This is a genomic window from Paenibacillus sp. FSL K6-1096, from assembly GCF_037977055.1.
GTDB lineage: Bacteria > Bacillota > Bacilli > Paenibacillales > Paenibacillaceae > Paenibacillus_AQ.
This window is the reverse complement of record NZ_CP150274.1, coordinates 6,389,683-6,406,773: the sequence shown is the minus strand read 5'-3', so window position 1 is coordinate 6,406,773 and position 17,091 is coordinate 6,389,683. Positions and strand designations below refer to the sequence as shown.

12 protein-coding genes are annotated in these 17,091 nt (G+C 55.8%); 2 read left to right on the top strand and 10 right to left on the bottom strand.

Annotated elements, in window-relative coordinates; all coding sequences use genetic code 11:
* Positions 1 to 25 precede the first annotated feature (25 nt).
* Positions 26 to 625 (top strand): TetR-like C-terminal domain-containing protein, encoded by a 600-nt coding sequence (locus MHI24_RS28035; protein ID WP_340022827.1) that lies wholly within the window; start codon positions 26 to 28, stop codon positions 623 to 625.
* A gap of 57 nt (positions 626 to 682) precedes the next feature.
* Here the strand turns inward: MHI24_RS28035 and MHI24_RS28030 are convergent, their stop codons facing one another.
* Positions 683 to 880: a hypothetical protein gene (locus MHI24_RS28030; protein WP_340022826.1), complete on the bottom strand. Its 198-nt coding sequence runs from the start codon at positions 878 to 880 to the stop codon at positions 683 to 685.
* A 14-nt stretch (positions 881 to 894) separates the two neighbouring features.
* Positions 895 to 2,058, bottom strand: a complete 1,164-nt coding sequence (locus MHI24_RS28025) for a glycoside hydrolase family 27 protein (RefSeq protein ID WP_340022825.1) — start codon at positions 2,056 to 2,058, stop codon at positions 895 to 897.
* 423 nt (positions 2,059 to 2,481) lie between these two features.
* Here MHI24_RS28025 and MHI24_RS28020 point away from each other — a divergent pair, with 423 nt between their 5' ends.
* Positions 2,482 to 3,675: an IS256 family transposase gene (locus MHI24_RS28020; RefSeq protein WP_340022824.1), complete on the top strand. Its 1,194-nt coding sequence runs from the start codon at positions 2,482 to 2,484 to the stop codon at positions 3,673 to 3,675.
* Between the two features lie 571 nt (positions 3,676 to 4,246).
* Here MHI24_RS28020 and MHI24_RS28015 read toward each other — a convergent pair.
* The 8 genes from MHI24_RS28015 to MHI24_RS27980 all read right to left on the bottom strand — a co-directional run bounded on the left by MHI24_RS28015 (position 4,247) and on the right by MHI24_RS27980 (position 17,080).
* Positions 4,247 to 5,953 carry an RICIN domain-containing protein gene (locus MHI24_RS28015; protein WP_340022823.1) on the bottom strand — a complete coding sequence of 569 codons (1,707 nt, stop codon included), beginning with the start codon at positions 5,951 to 5,953 and terminating at the stop codon, positions 4,247 to 4,249.
* A gap of 115 nt (positions 5,954 to 6,068) precedes the next feature.
* Positions 6,069 to 7,709 (bottom strand): response regulator, encoded by a 1,641-nt coding sequence (locus MHI24_RS28010; RefSeq protein ID WP_340022821.1) that lies wholly within the window; start codon positions 7,707 to 7,709, stop codon positions 6,069 to 6,071.
* On the bottom strand, positions 7,702 to 9,444 hold the full coding sequence (locus MHI24_RS28005; protein WP_340022820.1) for a histidine kinase: 1,743 nt from the start codon (positions 9,442 to 9,444) through the stop codon (positions 7,702 to 7,704). The genes MHI24_RS28010 and MHI24_RS28005 overlap by 8 nt, the downstream gene beginning before the upstream one ends.
* A 33-nt stretch (positions 9,445 to 9,477) precedes the next feature.
* Positions 9,478 to 11,175 (bottom strand): extracellular solute-binding protein, encoded by a 1,698-nt coding sequence (locus MHI24_RS28000; protein WP_340022819.1) that lies wholly within the window; start codon positions 11,173 to 11,175, stop codon positions 9,478 to 9,480.
* A gap of 172 nt (positions 11,176 to 11,347) precedes the next feature.
* Positions 11,348 to 12,613 (bottom strand): endo-1,4-beta-xylanase, encoded by a 1,266-nt coding sequence (locus tag MHI24_RS27995; protein WP_340022817.1) that lies wholly within the window; start codon positions 12,611 to 12,613, stop codon positions 11,348 to 11,350.
* A gap of 33 nt (positions 12,614 to 12,646) precedes the next feature.
* Positions 12,647 to 13,597, bottom strand: coding sequence for a carbohydrate ABC transporter permease (locus MHI24_RS27990; RefSeq protein ID WP_340022816.1), 951 nt, complete (start codon positions 13,595 to 13,597; stop codon positions 12,647 to 12,649).
* Positions 13,598 to 13,613: 16 nt separating this feature from the next.
* Positions 13,614 to 14,519: a sugar ABC transporter permease gene (locus tag MHI24_RS27985; protein WP_340022815.1), complete on the bottom strand. Its 906-nt coding sequence runs from the start codon at positions 14,517 to 14,519 to the stop codon at positions 13,614 to 13,616.
* Positions 14,516 to 17,080 (bottom strand): DUF5696 domain-containing protein, encoded by a 2,565-nt coding sequence (locus MHI24_RS27980; protein WP_340022814.1) that lies wholly within the window; start codon positions 17,078 to 17,080, stop codon positions 14,516 to 14,518. Before MHI24_RS27980 ends, MHI24_RS27985 begins: the two co-directional genes overlap by 4 nt.
* Between the last annotated feature and the right edge of the window lie 11 nt (positions 17,081 to 17,091).

Here is a 17,091-nt window from a genome sequence, read left to right as displayed (position 1 = left end):
CGGTATCGTTTAAGGAGGTCAGCCCATGATTGAAGGCAGTACAGACATGAGAGTCGTCCGCAGCCGTACCTTAATGGAGAACGCCTTATTTTCTATTTTGGAGAAGGAAGGCATTAAAGGACTGAAGGTCAAGAATCTTTGTGAAAAAGCAGGGATTAACCGGGGTACCTTCTACTTGCACTATAAAGATATTTTTCATCTGATTGAGGAAACTTCATTTATTCAAGGATTACTAGAGGTATTTGCGCCCATCCAGATGCAAGAGTTAATGGACTATCCTGATCCGCAAGCCGCTTTCCCTCCTATTACTAAGGCATTTGAATATATGCAGCAGCATGCCAGTTTCTTCAAGGCACTGTTCCATCCGGATGCTCCGGCAGAGATCCAGGATCGGCTGCGTTATCTGACGGGTACACGCCTATATAATAATCTGAAGCAAAATCAGCCGGAGATGGATGACGAAAGCCGCCTGTTTACGGAATACGCCATAGCTTATTTGGGTAACGCCCAATTTGGGCTTATCCACCACTGGTTTATGAGCGACCGTGCTATGCCTCCCGAAGAGATAGCCAGAATGTTAACCGTATATATACGTAACACCCCTTGTCTAGATCACCCGCAATAGTAAAACAGAGCAGCGATTCTCCATTATAGAGACCGCTGCTCTGGCCTTGTCAGTACATTAACGGAACAGCACGCATTTGCCGGATTCCCGGAAATACTTGATCAGCCGCTCAATCGGCTCACGGCCGCATTTCAGCTGTTCCCCCAGGCAGTCGATGCACAGGAAGTCCTGGGCATTACGCGTGACCAGCTTCAGGTAAATCGCCACATCATCGGTCATTAAGGGGACGCCGCATTTTCTGCAGGTTCTGCTCATCTTTTGGCCGCCTGTTAGACGATCTTGGCCCGTACAATCAGACAGTCATGGGCCGGCACAACCGGCGCGAACCGTTCTCTGAACACCCCAAGCTCCTTGTGCTCCCAGCAGTCATACAGGGACAGCGATTTGCCGGAGGCATACGGAAGCCCGAAATCCCAGAATTGCAGCGACATCTCTCTCTGACCATCACTCAGGTTGAAGAAGCCGATCGCCAGATCACCGTCTGCCAGCACTTTTACCAGCATGAACACTTCATTGGTGTGGAACCACTGCGGCTCCGGCTTAATGCGGTAAGCTCCGCGGCCCTCGATATCCTGGTTGATCGCAATCAGATCCGGGTTGAGCAGAATGTTCTTGGTGGCCTCATTGGCTTTGCGGATATCACTGCCGATCATCAGCGGAGACCCCATCAGGCTCCACAGCGAGAAATGCGTCTTGTACTCCACATCCGTGCAGCCGCCGATCTGGCTTCCGATGAAATCGCTGTTGCTGCCCCCGTACATGCCCACGACGAGCATATCCAGGTCATTATGGCAGTAGGCTCCGGTGTAGGCGGCTTTATCGAGCTGCGACAGGGCCAGGTTCTTGATCGATTCCCAGCTGTCCTGAATATCGCCGGTAGACCGGTACATATGCGCGCCGGATTCACGAATCCACTGATAGACGTTATCTTCACCCCAGTTACATGCGGAGAAAAGAATGTCCCGTCCACAGTTCTTCAGTGCAAGACTCATCCGTTTGTACAGCAGCTCCCCCGACATATGTCTGGGCTTGAAGCAGTAGTCATATTTCAGGAAGTCGACGCCCCATTCCGCCAGCGACGCAGCATCCTGGAACTCATGCTCGAAGCTGCCCGGATAACCTGCGCAGGTATGCGTCCCCACACAGGAGTACATCCCGAACTTCAGGCCCTTGGAATGGATGTAATCTGCAAGCGCCTTCATTCCGCTGGGGAATTTCTCCGGATCGGCGACCAGTCTGCCCTGCTCGTCACGCTCCTTCAGGCTCCAGCAATCGTCAATAACAATGTATTCGTACCCCGCATCCTTGTATCCGTCAGCTACGAGCGTGTCAGCGGCTTCCCGGATCAGCTGTTCATTAATGTCCCAAGTAAAAGTATTCCACGAATTCCACCCCATCGGCGGAGTCAACCCAAGCTGTTGCTGTTTGTCCATAATCTGCATTCATCCTTTCGCATTCTGACAGGAGTTAGTACCTGGGCAAATGCTGTATTCTTTATGTATTTAATCACACAAAACCTTTGTGATCTATAGTTTAACGTTGCTTTCATATGGACGGATGATGCTTTTCTGTGTGGTGGTTATTTGCCTCCCCGCGCACGCCGAATGTATTCGGTTTTTCGCATACATTTACTCTGGCAGCCCCGCACGCGCCGAATGTATTCGGTTTTTCACATACATTTACTCTCACATCCCCGCACGCGCCGAATGTATTCGGTTTTTCGCACACATTTACTCTGGCAGCCCCGCGCACGGATGGCGTAAAGTAAGTTGTGTACCAGAATTTGGAGCCTAGTCAGGCACCAAAAAAGTAGGGTATCCTCGGGATTGCGAAACCACCAAGGAGGAACCCTACCAATGAATATTTTACCCGAAAGTTCTCTGAATAATCTATTTGAAAAACTTGTTAAAGACTTCATGAAAGAGAACATGGAATCACTCCTGCGTGCCGAAATTCAGGGGTTTATGGACAGTGAAGAAGCCGGTGCCAATAATAGTCGTAACGGATACTATACACGGGATCTGCACACGAGATACGGCCATATTGAGGATCTTCAGGTGCCCCGGGACCGCCAAAGCCTTTTCCAGACGCAGCTGTTTGAGCCGTACCAGCGGCGGGACGGATGGTTAGAAGAGGCCGTCATCCAAATGTACAAATCAGGCATGGGTACGCGGGATGTGGCCCGGTTCATTGAAAGTATGTTTGGCAGCCACTACTCCCCCACCACGGTCAGCAATATTACGGCTACGGTGCTGGACGATATCCACCAGTGGCAGAAACGTCCCCTGAGCAAACGGTACTCCGTCATCTACTTGGATGGGCTGTACGTGAAGCTGAAACGGGGTACGGTTCGTGGCGAAGTGGTCTACTTTGCGATGGGAATTGACGAGGAGGGACAGCGTCAAATTCTCGGGTTCTACGTCGGCGGCCAAGAGAGTTCGAATGGCTGGCGGGAGGTACTCAAAGACCTGTACGACCGCGGAGCGCAGGAAGTCCTGCTGGGTGTGTTTGACGGGCTACCAGGTCTGGATGCGGCGTTTAAAGAGACCTATCCTCAGGCCGATGTACAGCATTGCGTAGTGCACAAAGTGCGGGCCACGTTCCCTAAAATCCGGATGGAGCACAAAACCGATGTCATTGAAGCGTTGAAAACCGTATATACCGCACCGGATGAAGTGGTCGCCCGGGCGAACTTTGATACGGTCAAAGCGAAGTGGAACAAGCTGTATCCGAAGGAAATGAGGTCCTGGGAGGAACAGTTATCCACCCTCCTGACGTTCTACAAGTATCCGGAGTCGATCCGTAAAGCGATCTACACGTCCAACCCTATCGAGCGCATGAACAAGGAAATCCGCAAGCGCCTGAAACCGATGAACAGTCTGACGAACATGGATGCGGCAGAGAAAATCGTGTACCTGGAGATGCTGGAATACAATGAACGTCATGCAGGGCGGGTCACCCAAGGCTTTGGCGTGGATGCCGTTAAAAAGAAGCTAAAAGAGCTATTTGAAACACGCTACCCCTCTTTGCCCGCACCGGAAGAGGCGTAGCAGAGAAATCCAGTTTCTGGGGGTCGGGGTTCCCCCTCCCCCCAGAAACACTACACCCCAACCCGTAACCCCGGTGAGGTATTTCTACTCTCTTACACAAACTTCTTGACGCTACCCGCGCACGCCGAATGTATTCGGTTTTTCACATACATTTGCTCTCACATCCCCGCGCACGCCGAATGTATTCGGTTTTTCGCACACATTTACTCTGGCAGCCCCGCACGCGCCGAATGTATTCGGTTTTTCACACACATTTGCTCTCGCAGCCCCGCACGTGCCGAATGTATTCGGTTTTTCACACACATTTACTCTGGCAGCCCCGCACGCGCCGAATGTATTCGGTTTTCCACATACATTTACTCTCGTACCCCCGCACGCCCGCCGAATGTATTCGGTTTTTCACATACATTTGCTCTCACGTTCCCGCGCCCGCCGAATGTATTCGGTTTTTTACATACATTTGCGCTCGCACCCCCGCACCACCGCAAAAAGCCCCCTTCCCCCGCGCGGCAATCCGGCATTGTACCGGACCGCCCGTTGGGTATGGAGGGGGCTCCCTCGTCTAACCTTTTTAGTTCACCTGTACCAGCTTCCATTGCTGGTGCGCGTCGCCGCGGTACAGGTTCTGCTGCAGCTTCGCGCCGTCGGCGCTGGAGGCACCGGTCACTTCAACCGCCCGGTTGCTGTTGACATTGAGGATGCTCCAGTAGCCGTTGCTGAGCTTGATCAGCCGGAACTGCTGGGCGGTGTTGCTCAAGTCCTGCATGAGCTGGATCGCTTCACCGTTGTTCTTCGTTCCGTTACGTACATCCATTACCTTATTGTCGGAGGAATTCACACTGCGCAGCCGGTAGATGTTATTGTAGGTGCCCAGATCAGTAGCTGTCCATTGCTGGGCCAGTGCACCGTTATCCGGCCATTGCTGGAGCTGAAGGGAGTTCGTGTTCTGCCCGTTCGGCACATCAATTGCCTTGCCCGAGGCCCGGTTGATAATCTTGTACTTCGCGCCATTCGTCACCCCGTTCCAGATCCCGTTCCAGGGATTGAACTGGGCCCGCTCGTAATACCATTCGAAGATGAACCGGGCCATCCCGTCGCGGGCGGCATTGCCGTCATAGAGCAGTCCGCCGTCCGGATCAGCGAAGGAGCTTTTGGGACCCGGCTGCAGCAGGAATCCGTTCATATGGACCGCAATGCTGACATTGCCGGCTGCGGTGAAGATCGCTTTGGTATTCTTGCCGAAGCCTGCGTTCGTACCGTTGAACAGATCCCAATACGAGGAGTCGCCCGGCTGATTCTTGAACCAGGTGGTTTCGGTAATGTTGATCGGGTACTTATCGGCCGCAGGCTTGATGCTGGTATCCCAGATCTGCTGAAGCGCGTTGTAATCATCATAGGCTCCGTAGCCCGGATACCAGTGTACGGCATAGCCGTAATTGTTAAGCGGGTCCGTCAGCGGATTGGACGCCGTCAGCTGATAGTGCTGGTCCCAGCCGAGTCCCGCCGCCCAGATTACGTTGTCTGCACCCTTGCTGCGGATGGTAGAGATCATGGAGTTCTGGAAGTTCTTCAGCGAATTCCAGAAAGCCGCGAAGTTCGGCTGGGAAGGATTGCCGCCCCATTGTCCGTTCACATCGCTCAGCACCGGCTCGTTGACCAGCTCGAACATCACATGGTCGGCACTCTTGAGCGCCGGCTGGGAAGCAAGGTAACCCCAGATCTGATTGAACTTGTCGAGATTGGCCTGGGTGGTCGCCTTGTTGTCCAGCAGGGTGAAGTCAAGGCCAAGCGTGACATACAGTCCCTTCGTCTTCGCGTATTCCACATATGGAATGATCAGATTCTGGGTGGCTGCCTGAAGGCCTGCGAAGTTATACGTCCCTGCAGCTACATCGCCCATATCCTCCCGGTCGATGAACAACCGGACCTGGTTGGAATACCAGCCATGGCTGTTGCCGTATTTGGCCGAAGTGCTGGTGAACGTATCCGTGATTTCCTTCAGATACTCCAGCGTAGCCTTATGCCGGTTCCCTCCGTTGCGGTTCAGATAATAGTTGCTGTTCTGATACGTCCAGTACGCTCCGGTGGGCTGATGCCAGCCGCTGAGCAGTACCGGCTGCCCGCTGCTGTTCACCAGCTGGTTGCCGCTGACATGAAGCTTAGACACTGGCGACCCTTCCCAAGCATTGGCGGTGCCGCCGCCGGACTGCATCGGGGCCAGCAGCAGGGCCAGCAGAACCAGCAGCTTCACGGACCAATTCAACTTCCTTTTTCTCACAGATACCCATCTCCTTCTTTTGGTAGATTCACTAATGAAAGCGAATACACATGAATTGTACTCTGCGTGGAGAGGGGGGAACAACCTGTGAGATTATAGCTGATAGACTTACATATTATAGATGAATATGAATCGATTCCCTGTATTCCTGCGGTGTCATACCGGTATTCTTCTTGAAGAAGCGGGTGAAGGAATGGTGGGCCTCATAGCCGACGTACAGGGCGACATCGCGGATCTTCAGCGCCTCGTTCCCCAGCAGCTCCTTCGCCTTCGCCGCCCGGCACTGGTCGATGTACTCCGACAGATTGATGCCTTGCTCCTGCTTGAAGAACCGGGAGAGATACGACGGATTGAAATAATGCAGCTCCGCCAGCCGCACCAGGGACAGATCCTCGCCCAGATGGCTGTGGATATAATCGCAGATCCGCCCGATCACCTCAGAAGAGCGTGCTTTCTCAGCTGAGCTTCTCAGCTCGAATAAGCTTCCAGCAACATTCTCCAGATAACGAATGCCCTCCTTCAGCGAGGAATGCTCGTCGAGCCGCATCAGCTTGCCGTGCTCGTGGACAAGGCTATATTGCTCGGAGCGGTTCATATGGGACAAAAGAACCAGGGCAACAGTGTAATACAGCTCTGTGGCCTCCTCCGCCGACATCCCCGAATGGATGCCGTCCCTAATCTCTTCAAGCGTCTCGAAGAAGCGCTCCTGCCGCCCTGCATCGAGATGGGCCGCAAGATTCTCCACCCGCTGGTGGAGCCGTACGCCCGCCTCACGCAGCCCATCGGCTTCCGGCCTGCCGCTGCGGTCCATCTGCACCATCGGAATGCCGTCGCCTATCTTCACCTGCTGCAGCCGGTGCAGCCGCCCGTATTGCCCGCTCAGCCCGGTCCAGGTACAGGCTGAGCCGCTGACGGTGAAAGCAACCGGCAATTCAAGCGTCTGCCGGCAGGCATCCTGGATCAGCTCCAGCGTGCCTTCCAGATAGCGCGGGAAGTGCCCGTCCGCTCCGGCACCAGCCTCCGCCTGCTCCTGTGGCTGAAGCAGCCACAGGAGATCCCCGTGACGGTCGAGCATCCAGGCACAACGGGCCTTCTGCTCCAGGTAGGAATTCCAGATCAGCCGGGAAGCATCCAGCAGCTCGCGCTGCTCCATATAAGAGATGCCGTCCGGGTAAGCCAGCCGTCCAAGGACCAGCATCACCGGGGACTCTGCATCCAGACAGATGCCAAGCTTGCTGAAATCCATGCTCAGCCTGTGAGCGTCCGCACACCAGGCGCTGCTGTCCTGAAGCAGATGGCGGAGATAATCTCCCTGCGCCGCCATCTCTGCCGAATCACGCTGCTCCCTGGACTGCTCCAGCAGCTCATTCAATTTGTTGCCTTGCTCAATCTCCTGCAGAACCTCCATTACTGTCTCGATGATTTTGTCGAAGCCTTCGGTCTTGAGCAAGTACCGGGCACCGGGAATTTGCAGCGCCTTATACGCATAGTCGAACTCACTGTAGCCGGTCAGGAACACAATCTTCGACCGCGGCCAGAACTCGCGGATCTGCTCCGACATTTCCAGCCCGCTCATACCGGGCATCCGGATATCCGTCAGCACAATATCGATCCGCGTGCGGGAGAGCCAGTCCAGCGCCGCTTTGGCGGAATAGACCTTGTACACATCCAGCTTGTCGGGAATCAGCCGGCTGAAAGCTTCATATAAGCCGTCTGTAATAATCTCTTCATCGTCAACTATCAATAGTCTATACAAGACTCTCGCCTCCTGTCAGCCTGATACGAATCATCACACGCAGCCCGTTCAGGGCGCTTCGATCCAAGAGCAATCCGCTGTCCTCCCCATAGATTAACTGGATACGGCGGTGAATATTGCTCATCCCCGTAATTTCATGCGAGCCGCCATTCTGATTCAGCCGTTGCCGCAGCGCTTCAATCGCCTCATCGGTAAGCCCGTTGCCATTGTCCTCGACAATGAGCCGGATCTCCTGCTCCTCCTGTTCAAAAGATACCCGCAGCTCCCCATCCTCCGCCTGCTTCTCCAGGCAATGCTCATACGCATTCTCGATGAGCGGCTGCAGAATTAGACGGGGCACGCGCAGCTCCTCCATGTCCTTGGGCAATTCACCGAACTGCACCTGAATCCGCCTGGAGAACCGCATTTTCTGGATCTCCGTGTACATCCGGGAATGCCTTGTCTCCTCCGCCAGCCGCACATTATCCTCCCCGTTGCGGGTGATGAACCTGAAATATTCACCCAGCATCCCGGAGAACTCCTCTATCCGGGTAACATCCCCCTGCTTGGCCAGCGCGCTGAGAATGAAGAAGCTGTTATACAGAAAATGCGGATTAATCTGCGACTGCAGCTGCTTCAGCTCCGCCCGCTGCATCATCAGCTTGCGCGTATAATCCTGGTCAATCAGCATCCGCAGCCGGCTGAGCATCTGGTTGAAGCGGAGATACAGATACCCGAATTCATCCTTGCGGGTGTGGTCAATCTGAATATCGAGCGACCCGCTCTCCATCTTCTTGAAGCTGCGGATCAGCACCAGCAGCGGCTTTTGCACGAACTTGAACGTAGCATAGGAATAGATCAGCACCGCCAGGAAGGACGCTGCCGCGAACAGCCATGCCCAGACGACGAACTTGGTCAGCGGGCGCTTCACCGCCTTCTCCGGCAGGTAGGTGGCCACCGACATCCCCAGCTTGTCGGAGGTGAAGCTGTCAATATGATAACGCGTTCCGCCCAGCTCCCAGTTGTACAGGTTCCCTTCTTCGACGGCCTGCAGATAGCTCTGGATCAGCTCCGGGGAGCTGTTCTCAGTGCCCAGGGCATAGTCCGTCTTCCGCGACACCAGCAGCGAGCCGCTCTGTGCATAGGCATTAATTGCCCGAAGGGAATCCTTCAGCTTCTCGTTGTCGAGCTCAATCTGTACGATGAACAGCGGCGGCTCGCCCATTCTTCCGCTGGACTGGGTCACACTTAGCTCCAGGTGGTTGTTCCAGTTGATGAGCCGGCCCTCCTTGCTCAGGTTAACGGACCGGAAGAAGTCATACCTGCCCCTGTCCAGCTCATCAATGCCGTTCATGGCTGACAGCGACTTGTCAATCGTGCGGATATGGACGGACACATCGCTGATATACGCGCTGCTGTTTTTGAGGGAGGTCAGCCGCTGCATCACATAATTTACGCCCTCCCGCCGCTGAACATCGTCCATATAGCTCCAGGTCACGGCAATCTTGTTCAGCTCGGTATCCTGGGCCAGATCATACTGCTGGATCTCCATCCATTCCACTTCGCGGTTCAGATCCTCCAGATAATAGGTTAGCTGGGACATCGTAGCCCTGGACAGGTCTTGGCTCGCATTCCTGTAGCTCCAGTTGTACAGATAGAGGCCAAGCAGCAGAATCGGTAAAATAATAGCAAGATACGTAACCACCATCCGGATGAAAATCGTGTGGCGCATGGACACCGCAGGAAATTTAAGCAATTGTACCGCCTCCGTTGCTGTAGTCAGGCAGGATCATTTGCCGCTTCCGCCCTTCTCCCGGTACCACTCATTGACCTCAGCGGTGATCTGCTCGCCGCCCAGCTTCTTCCACTCGTCAACGAAGCCGTCAAACTCTTCGATCGGCCTGCCCTGAATGATATCCAAAAAGGTATCAATCTGAAGATTGTACAATATCTTCTCCTTCTCAATCATCGTCTCCGTAGGCGCACCGACAAAGCTTTCATAGAGAAGCTGACCATTCTTTTCATACCGGTCCAGGATGGAAAAAGCGCCCTCAGGCCCGTAGGTCAGCTTCCAGCCCCAGCCGGTCTCACTGTCTTCGCCTCCGGCTTCATAGGCGGCGATCCGCTTCTGGATCGTCTTCGCTTCATCCTGCAGCACGGAAGCATCGCCGGTCCGCCGGTAAGTCTCAAGCTGCCGGAACGCATCCAGATTCTTCCGCACCGGATATGGCGTTACCGGCGACAGCTTCCATACCGCCTGGGGAGCGTTATAATACTTCTCCACCTCGCTGGTTGCTCCCCAGTTCTTCTCCAGATGCAGGTTGAACAGCTTGACCAGTGCTTCAGGATGCGCTGCCCCCTTCCGGACCGCCAGGAACTGGTTGGTGCTGAACGGAAGCGGAATCTTCGGCGGCTCCCCGGATTCCGATACCAGCGGGAAGGCCTGCCACTGCGCCTGCGGATTGGTCACGCGGCTAAGCTGGGCCGTGAAGGAGCCCCATTGCTCACCGTAAAACATCCCGACCTGCTCCCGGGCAATCGAATCGCCGGCCTTGACCCCGTCTTTGAAGGCGAATTCCCGGTCAATCTGGCCGGTGCGGTACATCTCCTGAAGCACAAGCAAGGCCTGCTTGACCTCCGGCTGGATGCCTCCATAGACCAGCTTGCCGGTTCCGTCCTTGATCCAGATCCCCGGATAAGCGCCATAACCGGCCATAAACCCGGTAAGTCCCATTACCGGGTCCCACAAATATTTGGTTGCCGCCAGCCCGAAGGTATCCTGCTTGCCGTTGCCGTCGGGATCACGCTCCGTAAACGCTTTCGAAATTTCCAGCACATCAGCCATGGTCTGCGGCGGCTTCAGGCCCAGCCGCTCCAGCCAGTCCGTGCGAATCCATAGGAACATCGCCCCCTCAATCGATGAAGTGGTCTCAGGAATCGCCATCAGCTTGCCGCCAATTGTCGCTGTATCGAAGGGACCGCTGCCTTCTTCGCCCAGCACCTTGCGGGTTAATGGAGTAGCATAGTTGTCGTAGACACTGGTTAAATCCTGAATCAGCCCTTCATTGCTGAGCACCCGAAGCTGTGCAGCGTTGACCCGCACAATATCCGGGATTTCACGCGAAGCCAGAGAGACCCCCAGCTTGCGGGAGTAAATAGAGCTCCATTCGGTCCAGTCATAGGTGATGCGGATGCCCAGCACCTCTTCATACAGGTCGGTCCAGCGGTTATGCTCCAGCGTCTCCCCCGGCAATTCCTTCAGCAGCTCTTCAAGGGCATCATTATTCTCCCGCACGAACGAGAGCCCGATCGGCGGATCGTACTTGCTCAGCCCAGGCTCACCGTAGAGCGGCGCTCCTCCGCTCCCGGCATCCGGGAACGGAGAAGGCGCGGCAAGGCCGTCACTCCTCTCACAAGCGGTCAGCAGTTGTACAGCCAGACATACTGCGGCAGTCCAGACCATTCGGTTCTTGATTGTTATGGGCACCAGTTGCAACCTCACTTTGCAGGAATATAAATACCGGAATATTATATTATTCAGGCAAAGCAAAAGGAATTGTAAGGTCCATCTCTTGATTGGCTTACCCGTTCTTTACTTCTTGGGAATATGGTTATAAATATGGTTATTAATAGGGGCAATCATCCGTTCAGGAATCTGATTAGAACTCCGTAACTGCACGGAACGCCGGCTTGGCCTGATGCTGCTTGTCGAACAGCAGCGGCGCCTCGGTACGGGCCACCGGGAAGGTGCTCAGCCAGGTATGGTCATCGGCAATGCCCCAGAACATCACCCCGCTGAGCAGCTCCTTGCGCGCCCGCAGCGCAGTGAATAATTCTCCGTACCGCTCGGCCTGCCGCTGCAGAATATCGGCGGGAACCTCCGGGCCTACATCGCTAAGATCGTTATAGACGTAGAGGCTCATATCGAGCTCCGTAATCTGATTGTCGAGTCCAAGGGTATGGAACTTGTCCATGGATTCTATAATGCTCTCTACCGGAGGATACTCCAGATTGATATGGGTCTGATGTCCGACGCCGTCAATCGGCACCCCCTTCTCCAGCAGCTCCTTGACCAGCTCGTATAGCCGGTCCCGCTTCTCCGGGTTGTCAGTGCCGTAATCATTGATGTACAGCTTAATATCCGGCCCCCCGGCCTTGCGGGCTGCCTTGAAGGCTGTCTCGATGAAGCCGGTGCCGGTAATCTTGTACCAGCTGCTGGCCCGCATCCCGTCCGGGTCCCCCGGCTCAATGACCTCGTTCACGACATCCCAGGAGGTGATATCCTGCTTGTAACGGCTGACCACAGCGGTGACATAGCGGTCCAGCCGCTTCAGCAGCAGCTTCTTGTTGGCCTCCCGTCTCGCCGGATCGGTCTCCTCCGCCATCGCGCCGCCCGCTTCATCCCGGAAGAACCACTCCGGCGTCTGGCTGTGCCACACCAGCGTATGGAAGCGCAGCCCCATGCCGTTCTCCTTCGCAAAAGCCACAATGCGGTCCGCCCGCTCCCAGGTGTAGCTCCCCTCCGCAGGCGCGAGCGCATCCGGCTTCATGGCATTCTCGGCCACCAGCCAGTTGACCTGCTGCTTCAGCAGCTCTGCCGTCTGGCCCTCCGTCTGCTCCGGCTCAATCGCAGCGCCGACCGGGAAGTAACCGGCATAGGCCGCCGCCAGCGGCTTAAGATCAGCCTGCACCGCAGGCTCCGCCGCCGGTTCTGCTGAAGCAGCGGGGGAAGCCTCCGCAGTGGCAGCAGTGGCAGCCGGTGCCATCGTCCCCCCGGCTGCGCTCTCCTGCGGCCCGGGGGACGCGGGAACCTCCGCAGCCCCCGGACCCGAGCAGCCGGACAGCCACAGCAGCGCTGCGGCGAAGACCAGGCTCCGGGCCAGCCTGGCCGGGAGCCTGTGTCTGCCGTTATGGGTCACAGTCATCCTCTCCCTCTCTTGATGAACTTAATGATATGGTTAACCGACAATGCCGGTACGCTCAATGCTCTCCACGAAGTACCGCTGCACGAACAGGTAGATGATCATCAGCGGCAGAATCGCCAGCAGAATCCCGGTATCCTGCACCATGCTCAGGTAGAACGGATCGGCCTTGGAATTGGCACCGTCCTCCAGCATAATCTGCAGGTTATACGGTAGCGAGCCCAGTTGGGTCGCCATAACCTTGCTTGAGGTCAGGTAGGTGGTGGTGAAGAAGCTGTCGTTCCACTGCCACACGAACGAGAAGAGCAGTACGGTAACGATGGAAGGAATCGCGTTCGGCAGCATAATGCGGAAGAAGGTCTTGCCCACGCCCGCTCCGTCGATATAAGCCGCTTCCTCCACCTCCTTCGGTATCCCCCTGAAGAATTGCCGGAAGATGAAGATATACAGCCCGGCCTTCAGCGAGTTGGCGGTCGCCGACGTCAGGATGAACGGCCAGTAGGTGTTCAGCAGATTCACTGATTTGCCGCCGGTCAAGAGCGGAATCAGCCCCATCAGGCTGAAGTCCTTCAGGTTCAGGTAGACCGGAATCAGAATCGTAATCGGCGGAACCAGGATCGTCAGGATGACGCAGGCGAACAGCAGCTGGCTGCCCTTGAACTTCAGCCGGGCGAAGCCGTATCCGGCGAGGGCGCAGGACATGGCGGTCAGCAGTGTGGTCAGCGCCGACAGGGTGAACGTGTTCAGCAGAGCCTGCCAGTAATCCATAATCCCGATCGCTTTGATGAAATTATCGAGCGTATAATGCTCGGGAAGCCAGACAACGATGGGCGAATACAGATCGCTTTTATCCTTGAAGGCTGTGGAGATCTTCTGAAGCACCGGATAGAGAATGACGAACGACAGGCCGGCAATCAGCGTCAGCCGCACGAAGGACCATATCCATTTCTTCCAGCGTTCCAGCGACACCAGGCGGTTCGCATGCAATAGTCCCATCCCCCTTTTAATCATAGTAGAAGACCTTCCTTGAGATCAGATAGCTGCTGACGGCCAGAATCAGCGCAACCGCTGCGAAATACAGCCAGGCCATCGCCGAGCTGAGACCGAAATTGAACTGGGTGAAGCCGGTCTCCCGGATCAGGTCGGTCATAGTGTTGTTGGAGAAGGAATCGATAATGGTATAGATCGTGTTCACCAGAATCAGCGGACTGACCATGGGAAAGGTGATCTTCCAGAACGCTTCATAGCCGGTCGCCCCCTCCATCTTGGAAGCTTCATAGAGCTGCGGCGAGATCGTCTGAATGCCGGCCAGGAAGATGAGAATCTGCACACCCGACTGGCTGACAATGCTGTAGATGCGGCTTACGGCGCTGGTCAGATAATTAACCACCCATTCGCTTAAGCCCGCATCCAGCATCAGCCCCTCCAGCTCGAAGGTACCCAATCCCCGGATGGCCCCGGCTCCAGCATTCTGTTCGTTGACGGCCTGGATCAGGCTGGTGCTCTCCAGACTCAGAATGACGCCCGATGCCAGAATAACCGGCAGGAAAAAGATCGAGCGGGCCAGTGATCTGCCGATGAACTTCTGGTTCAGCAGCACCGCCAGGAACAGGCTGAAGATGACGATCAGCGGCACATTGATGACCATATTCAAGATGGCATCGGCCAGCGTGCGGTTGAATTCGGTGTTCACCGTAAGCGCCTCAATGTAGTTCTTCAGCCCGCTGAAATGAATAATCAGACCGTCGGAATTCGCCTGCACCGAGCTTAGGCTGTAGCGCAGAGAGGACAGCAGCGGGACCAGGAAGAAGAAGATGAAGCCCAGCAGCCAGGGCAGCACATAGAAGAAGCCCATTAACGCTTTCTGCTGGTTATAAGATCTGCGGTCCAGTCTCAGTAGGGATTTCAAGATTGCTCACCACCCGTAATATAGCTTTCGGCTTCAACCGTCCGGCCTTCGGCAGTGACAGGGGTCCGGTTGTAATTGACGATGACGGACATGCCGCCCTCATAGGTGCTTTTGTAGACACCCTCTGCCAGCTTCTCATGCCCGGTCAGCCGCTGGTTCTGGACCTGCTTCATTACCCCGTTCACTTCCTTATACATCCCGGCAGCCTGGCTCAGCCACTGCTCATAGTTGACCGCATACAGGTAATCGAAGTCCGTGTCCTTCACCTTGTGGTTCGGCGCATGAATCCATTCATAATACAGGCCGGAACCGTATTCCAGGCTCTTCAGGACATACTGCCTTGGGCTGGTGAACGTAGACAGGTTAAAGGGCTTGCCGGTGTAATTCACATACCCCCGCACCACCATCGGATAGAACGGAATCTCCTCATCCTCCAGCTTGAAGCGGCTGCTCGATACCGGAGCCTCCGTAATGTCAGAGAGGTACGGCAGCGCATAGGCATTGCCGCCGTCCGCGAGAATGCGCAGGGACTGCCCGGCGATCTTCTCCAGCGACTGCACCGAGATCTGCTCGGAGGCGGCACGGTCGATCTCATGATTCTTGCGGAAATCGCTGTTCAGCTGGTCGGCCATGTCTCTCAGGGAGATCCCGCCGGTCTGGTAAGGTGCGATTCCCTTCAGCGTATCATCGACATACCCGCCCACTCGGGAGGGCGAAATAATATAGGCAGGCGTGTAGGAGCGGTCCCGCCGGTTCAGAGCCATATTGTACGGATAGACGGCCGCCGGAATCTCACTGAGCATCCGGGAAGCCTCCTTGTTAATCTTGAAGCCTGATGGCTGGTTCGCCCGCAGCAGCGCTACATCGGGATACAGCTGGATGCCCTGCTCTCTGGCGAATGCCGCCAGCTTCTCCAGCCCTTTGCTGCCGCCCAGCGCTTTGTCCACAGAGAGGCGGTCCGGGACCTTATGATCCAATCCCCGGTTGAACCAGCCGGCATATTTCAGCCGGATATTGTCAATGCCCTGCTCCTTCATCTGCCCTAGAATCTGCTGCGCTTCATCGAAGGTGGTCAGCGGCTCCAGAGATTGATACGGAATGCCCAGCACATGCTTGGTCTTCGTAATTCCGCCTACCAGCTCCAGATAGAAGGGAGTATTTCCCGGGGAATCCTGGCCCTCTGCTGCTTGCGCTTCCGGCAGACCGCCGCGTTCCACCAGATACTTCTGGTAATAACGCGCCATGCCCGGATAAGACGCCTCTTCTCCGCTCAGGAAGGCGTAACGGATCACATAGTCCGTCTTGGGCGGCTCCTGCTGGAATCTCGGCAGGGAGCGGTTCTGCTCGCTTGACGACAGGGTAACATCCCCTTTGGCCAGCAGCGTGAAGCTTGGATATACGTAGTTATAGCCGTTCAATCTGCCGCTGATATCGGCGTTGATCGTAGCGAACGGGGCTCCCTGCTCAATAATCCCCAGCATTGCGCCCTTCTCCCGGATCAGGCCGAACACCGGCAGCTTGGCCTCCTGCTGCTGGGCATAAGCATCCGTTGTTTCGGTGGTCCCGTCTTTGCCGTACACGGCCTGCTTGTAGGCCGGATACCGGGTCTTGCCGTTATTGAAGTGAATCAGCGCGCCGGAGCCGTCCGGCACCAGGATCGAGCCGGACTCCTTGTTCCCCCCTGCGCCCATGAAGCTTAGGACAGAGATATCATTCACCGGATAATCTGCGGGATAGCGGATATCCGCAGTCGGAACCTTAACGACCAATTGATCCCCGTCAAGGGAATATTCGATGGCGAGCTGGAAAATGCGCGGCACCGGCTTCGTCTGGCTCAGGCTGTTCTCGGTGATATCCTGCTGCAGATCCTCGTCCGTGTAGCCCGCTTCCTCGAAGCCCTTCAGCGTCCGTTCCAGTTGAAGCCCCTTCAGCGCTTCATCGTTGCGCTTATAGACCCCCTTCTCCTCATCGAAGGTGTAGGCAATCTTCATCGTCCGCTGACCGGTCTTATCCATCTTGCTCATAATTTTCTCCTCGAACCGGTCCTTGCCCATCACCTGCGGCAGATCCTCCGCTGTTCTGGCGGTGGTTCCGAACTGGTAGAGGACCTTGACGCCCTCCGGCGTCTGTTCGAACTTCATTTGCTTGTGGGCTACGCTGTCTGTATACGAATTGACAGAGCTGACCTGTCCCAGATTATTGTAGAAATCCAGCTTAAGCTGTGCGGACAGCAGGTCCTTGTTATCCCCGGTGGCCTGGGCATCGGCTTCACGCTCAGGCGGATTGCTGTACCACAGCTCTCCGTCCGCCTGGTTCTGTACCGCGATGCCTCCTGTCGCTTCATCCATGAACAGCCGGAGCTGCCCATTCGCAAGCACCCCCTTCATGCCGCCGGCCAGCGGGTCCGTGAAGGCAGAGGTCAGGCTGCTGCCGTCCGTGAAGGTTAGCTCCAGATCCGGCTCATGTCCGGCGGCTCCGCTGCTCGGGCTTGATGATGAGCAGCCCGCCAGCACACTTATACTCAAGAGAATCGAGAGCAGCATGGTTAACGGCTTCCTCATTCCCGGTCCTC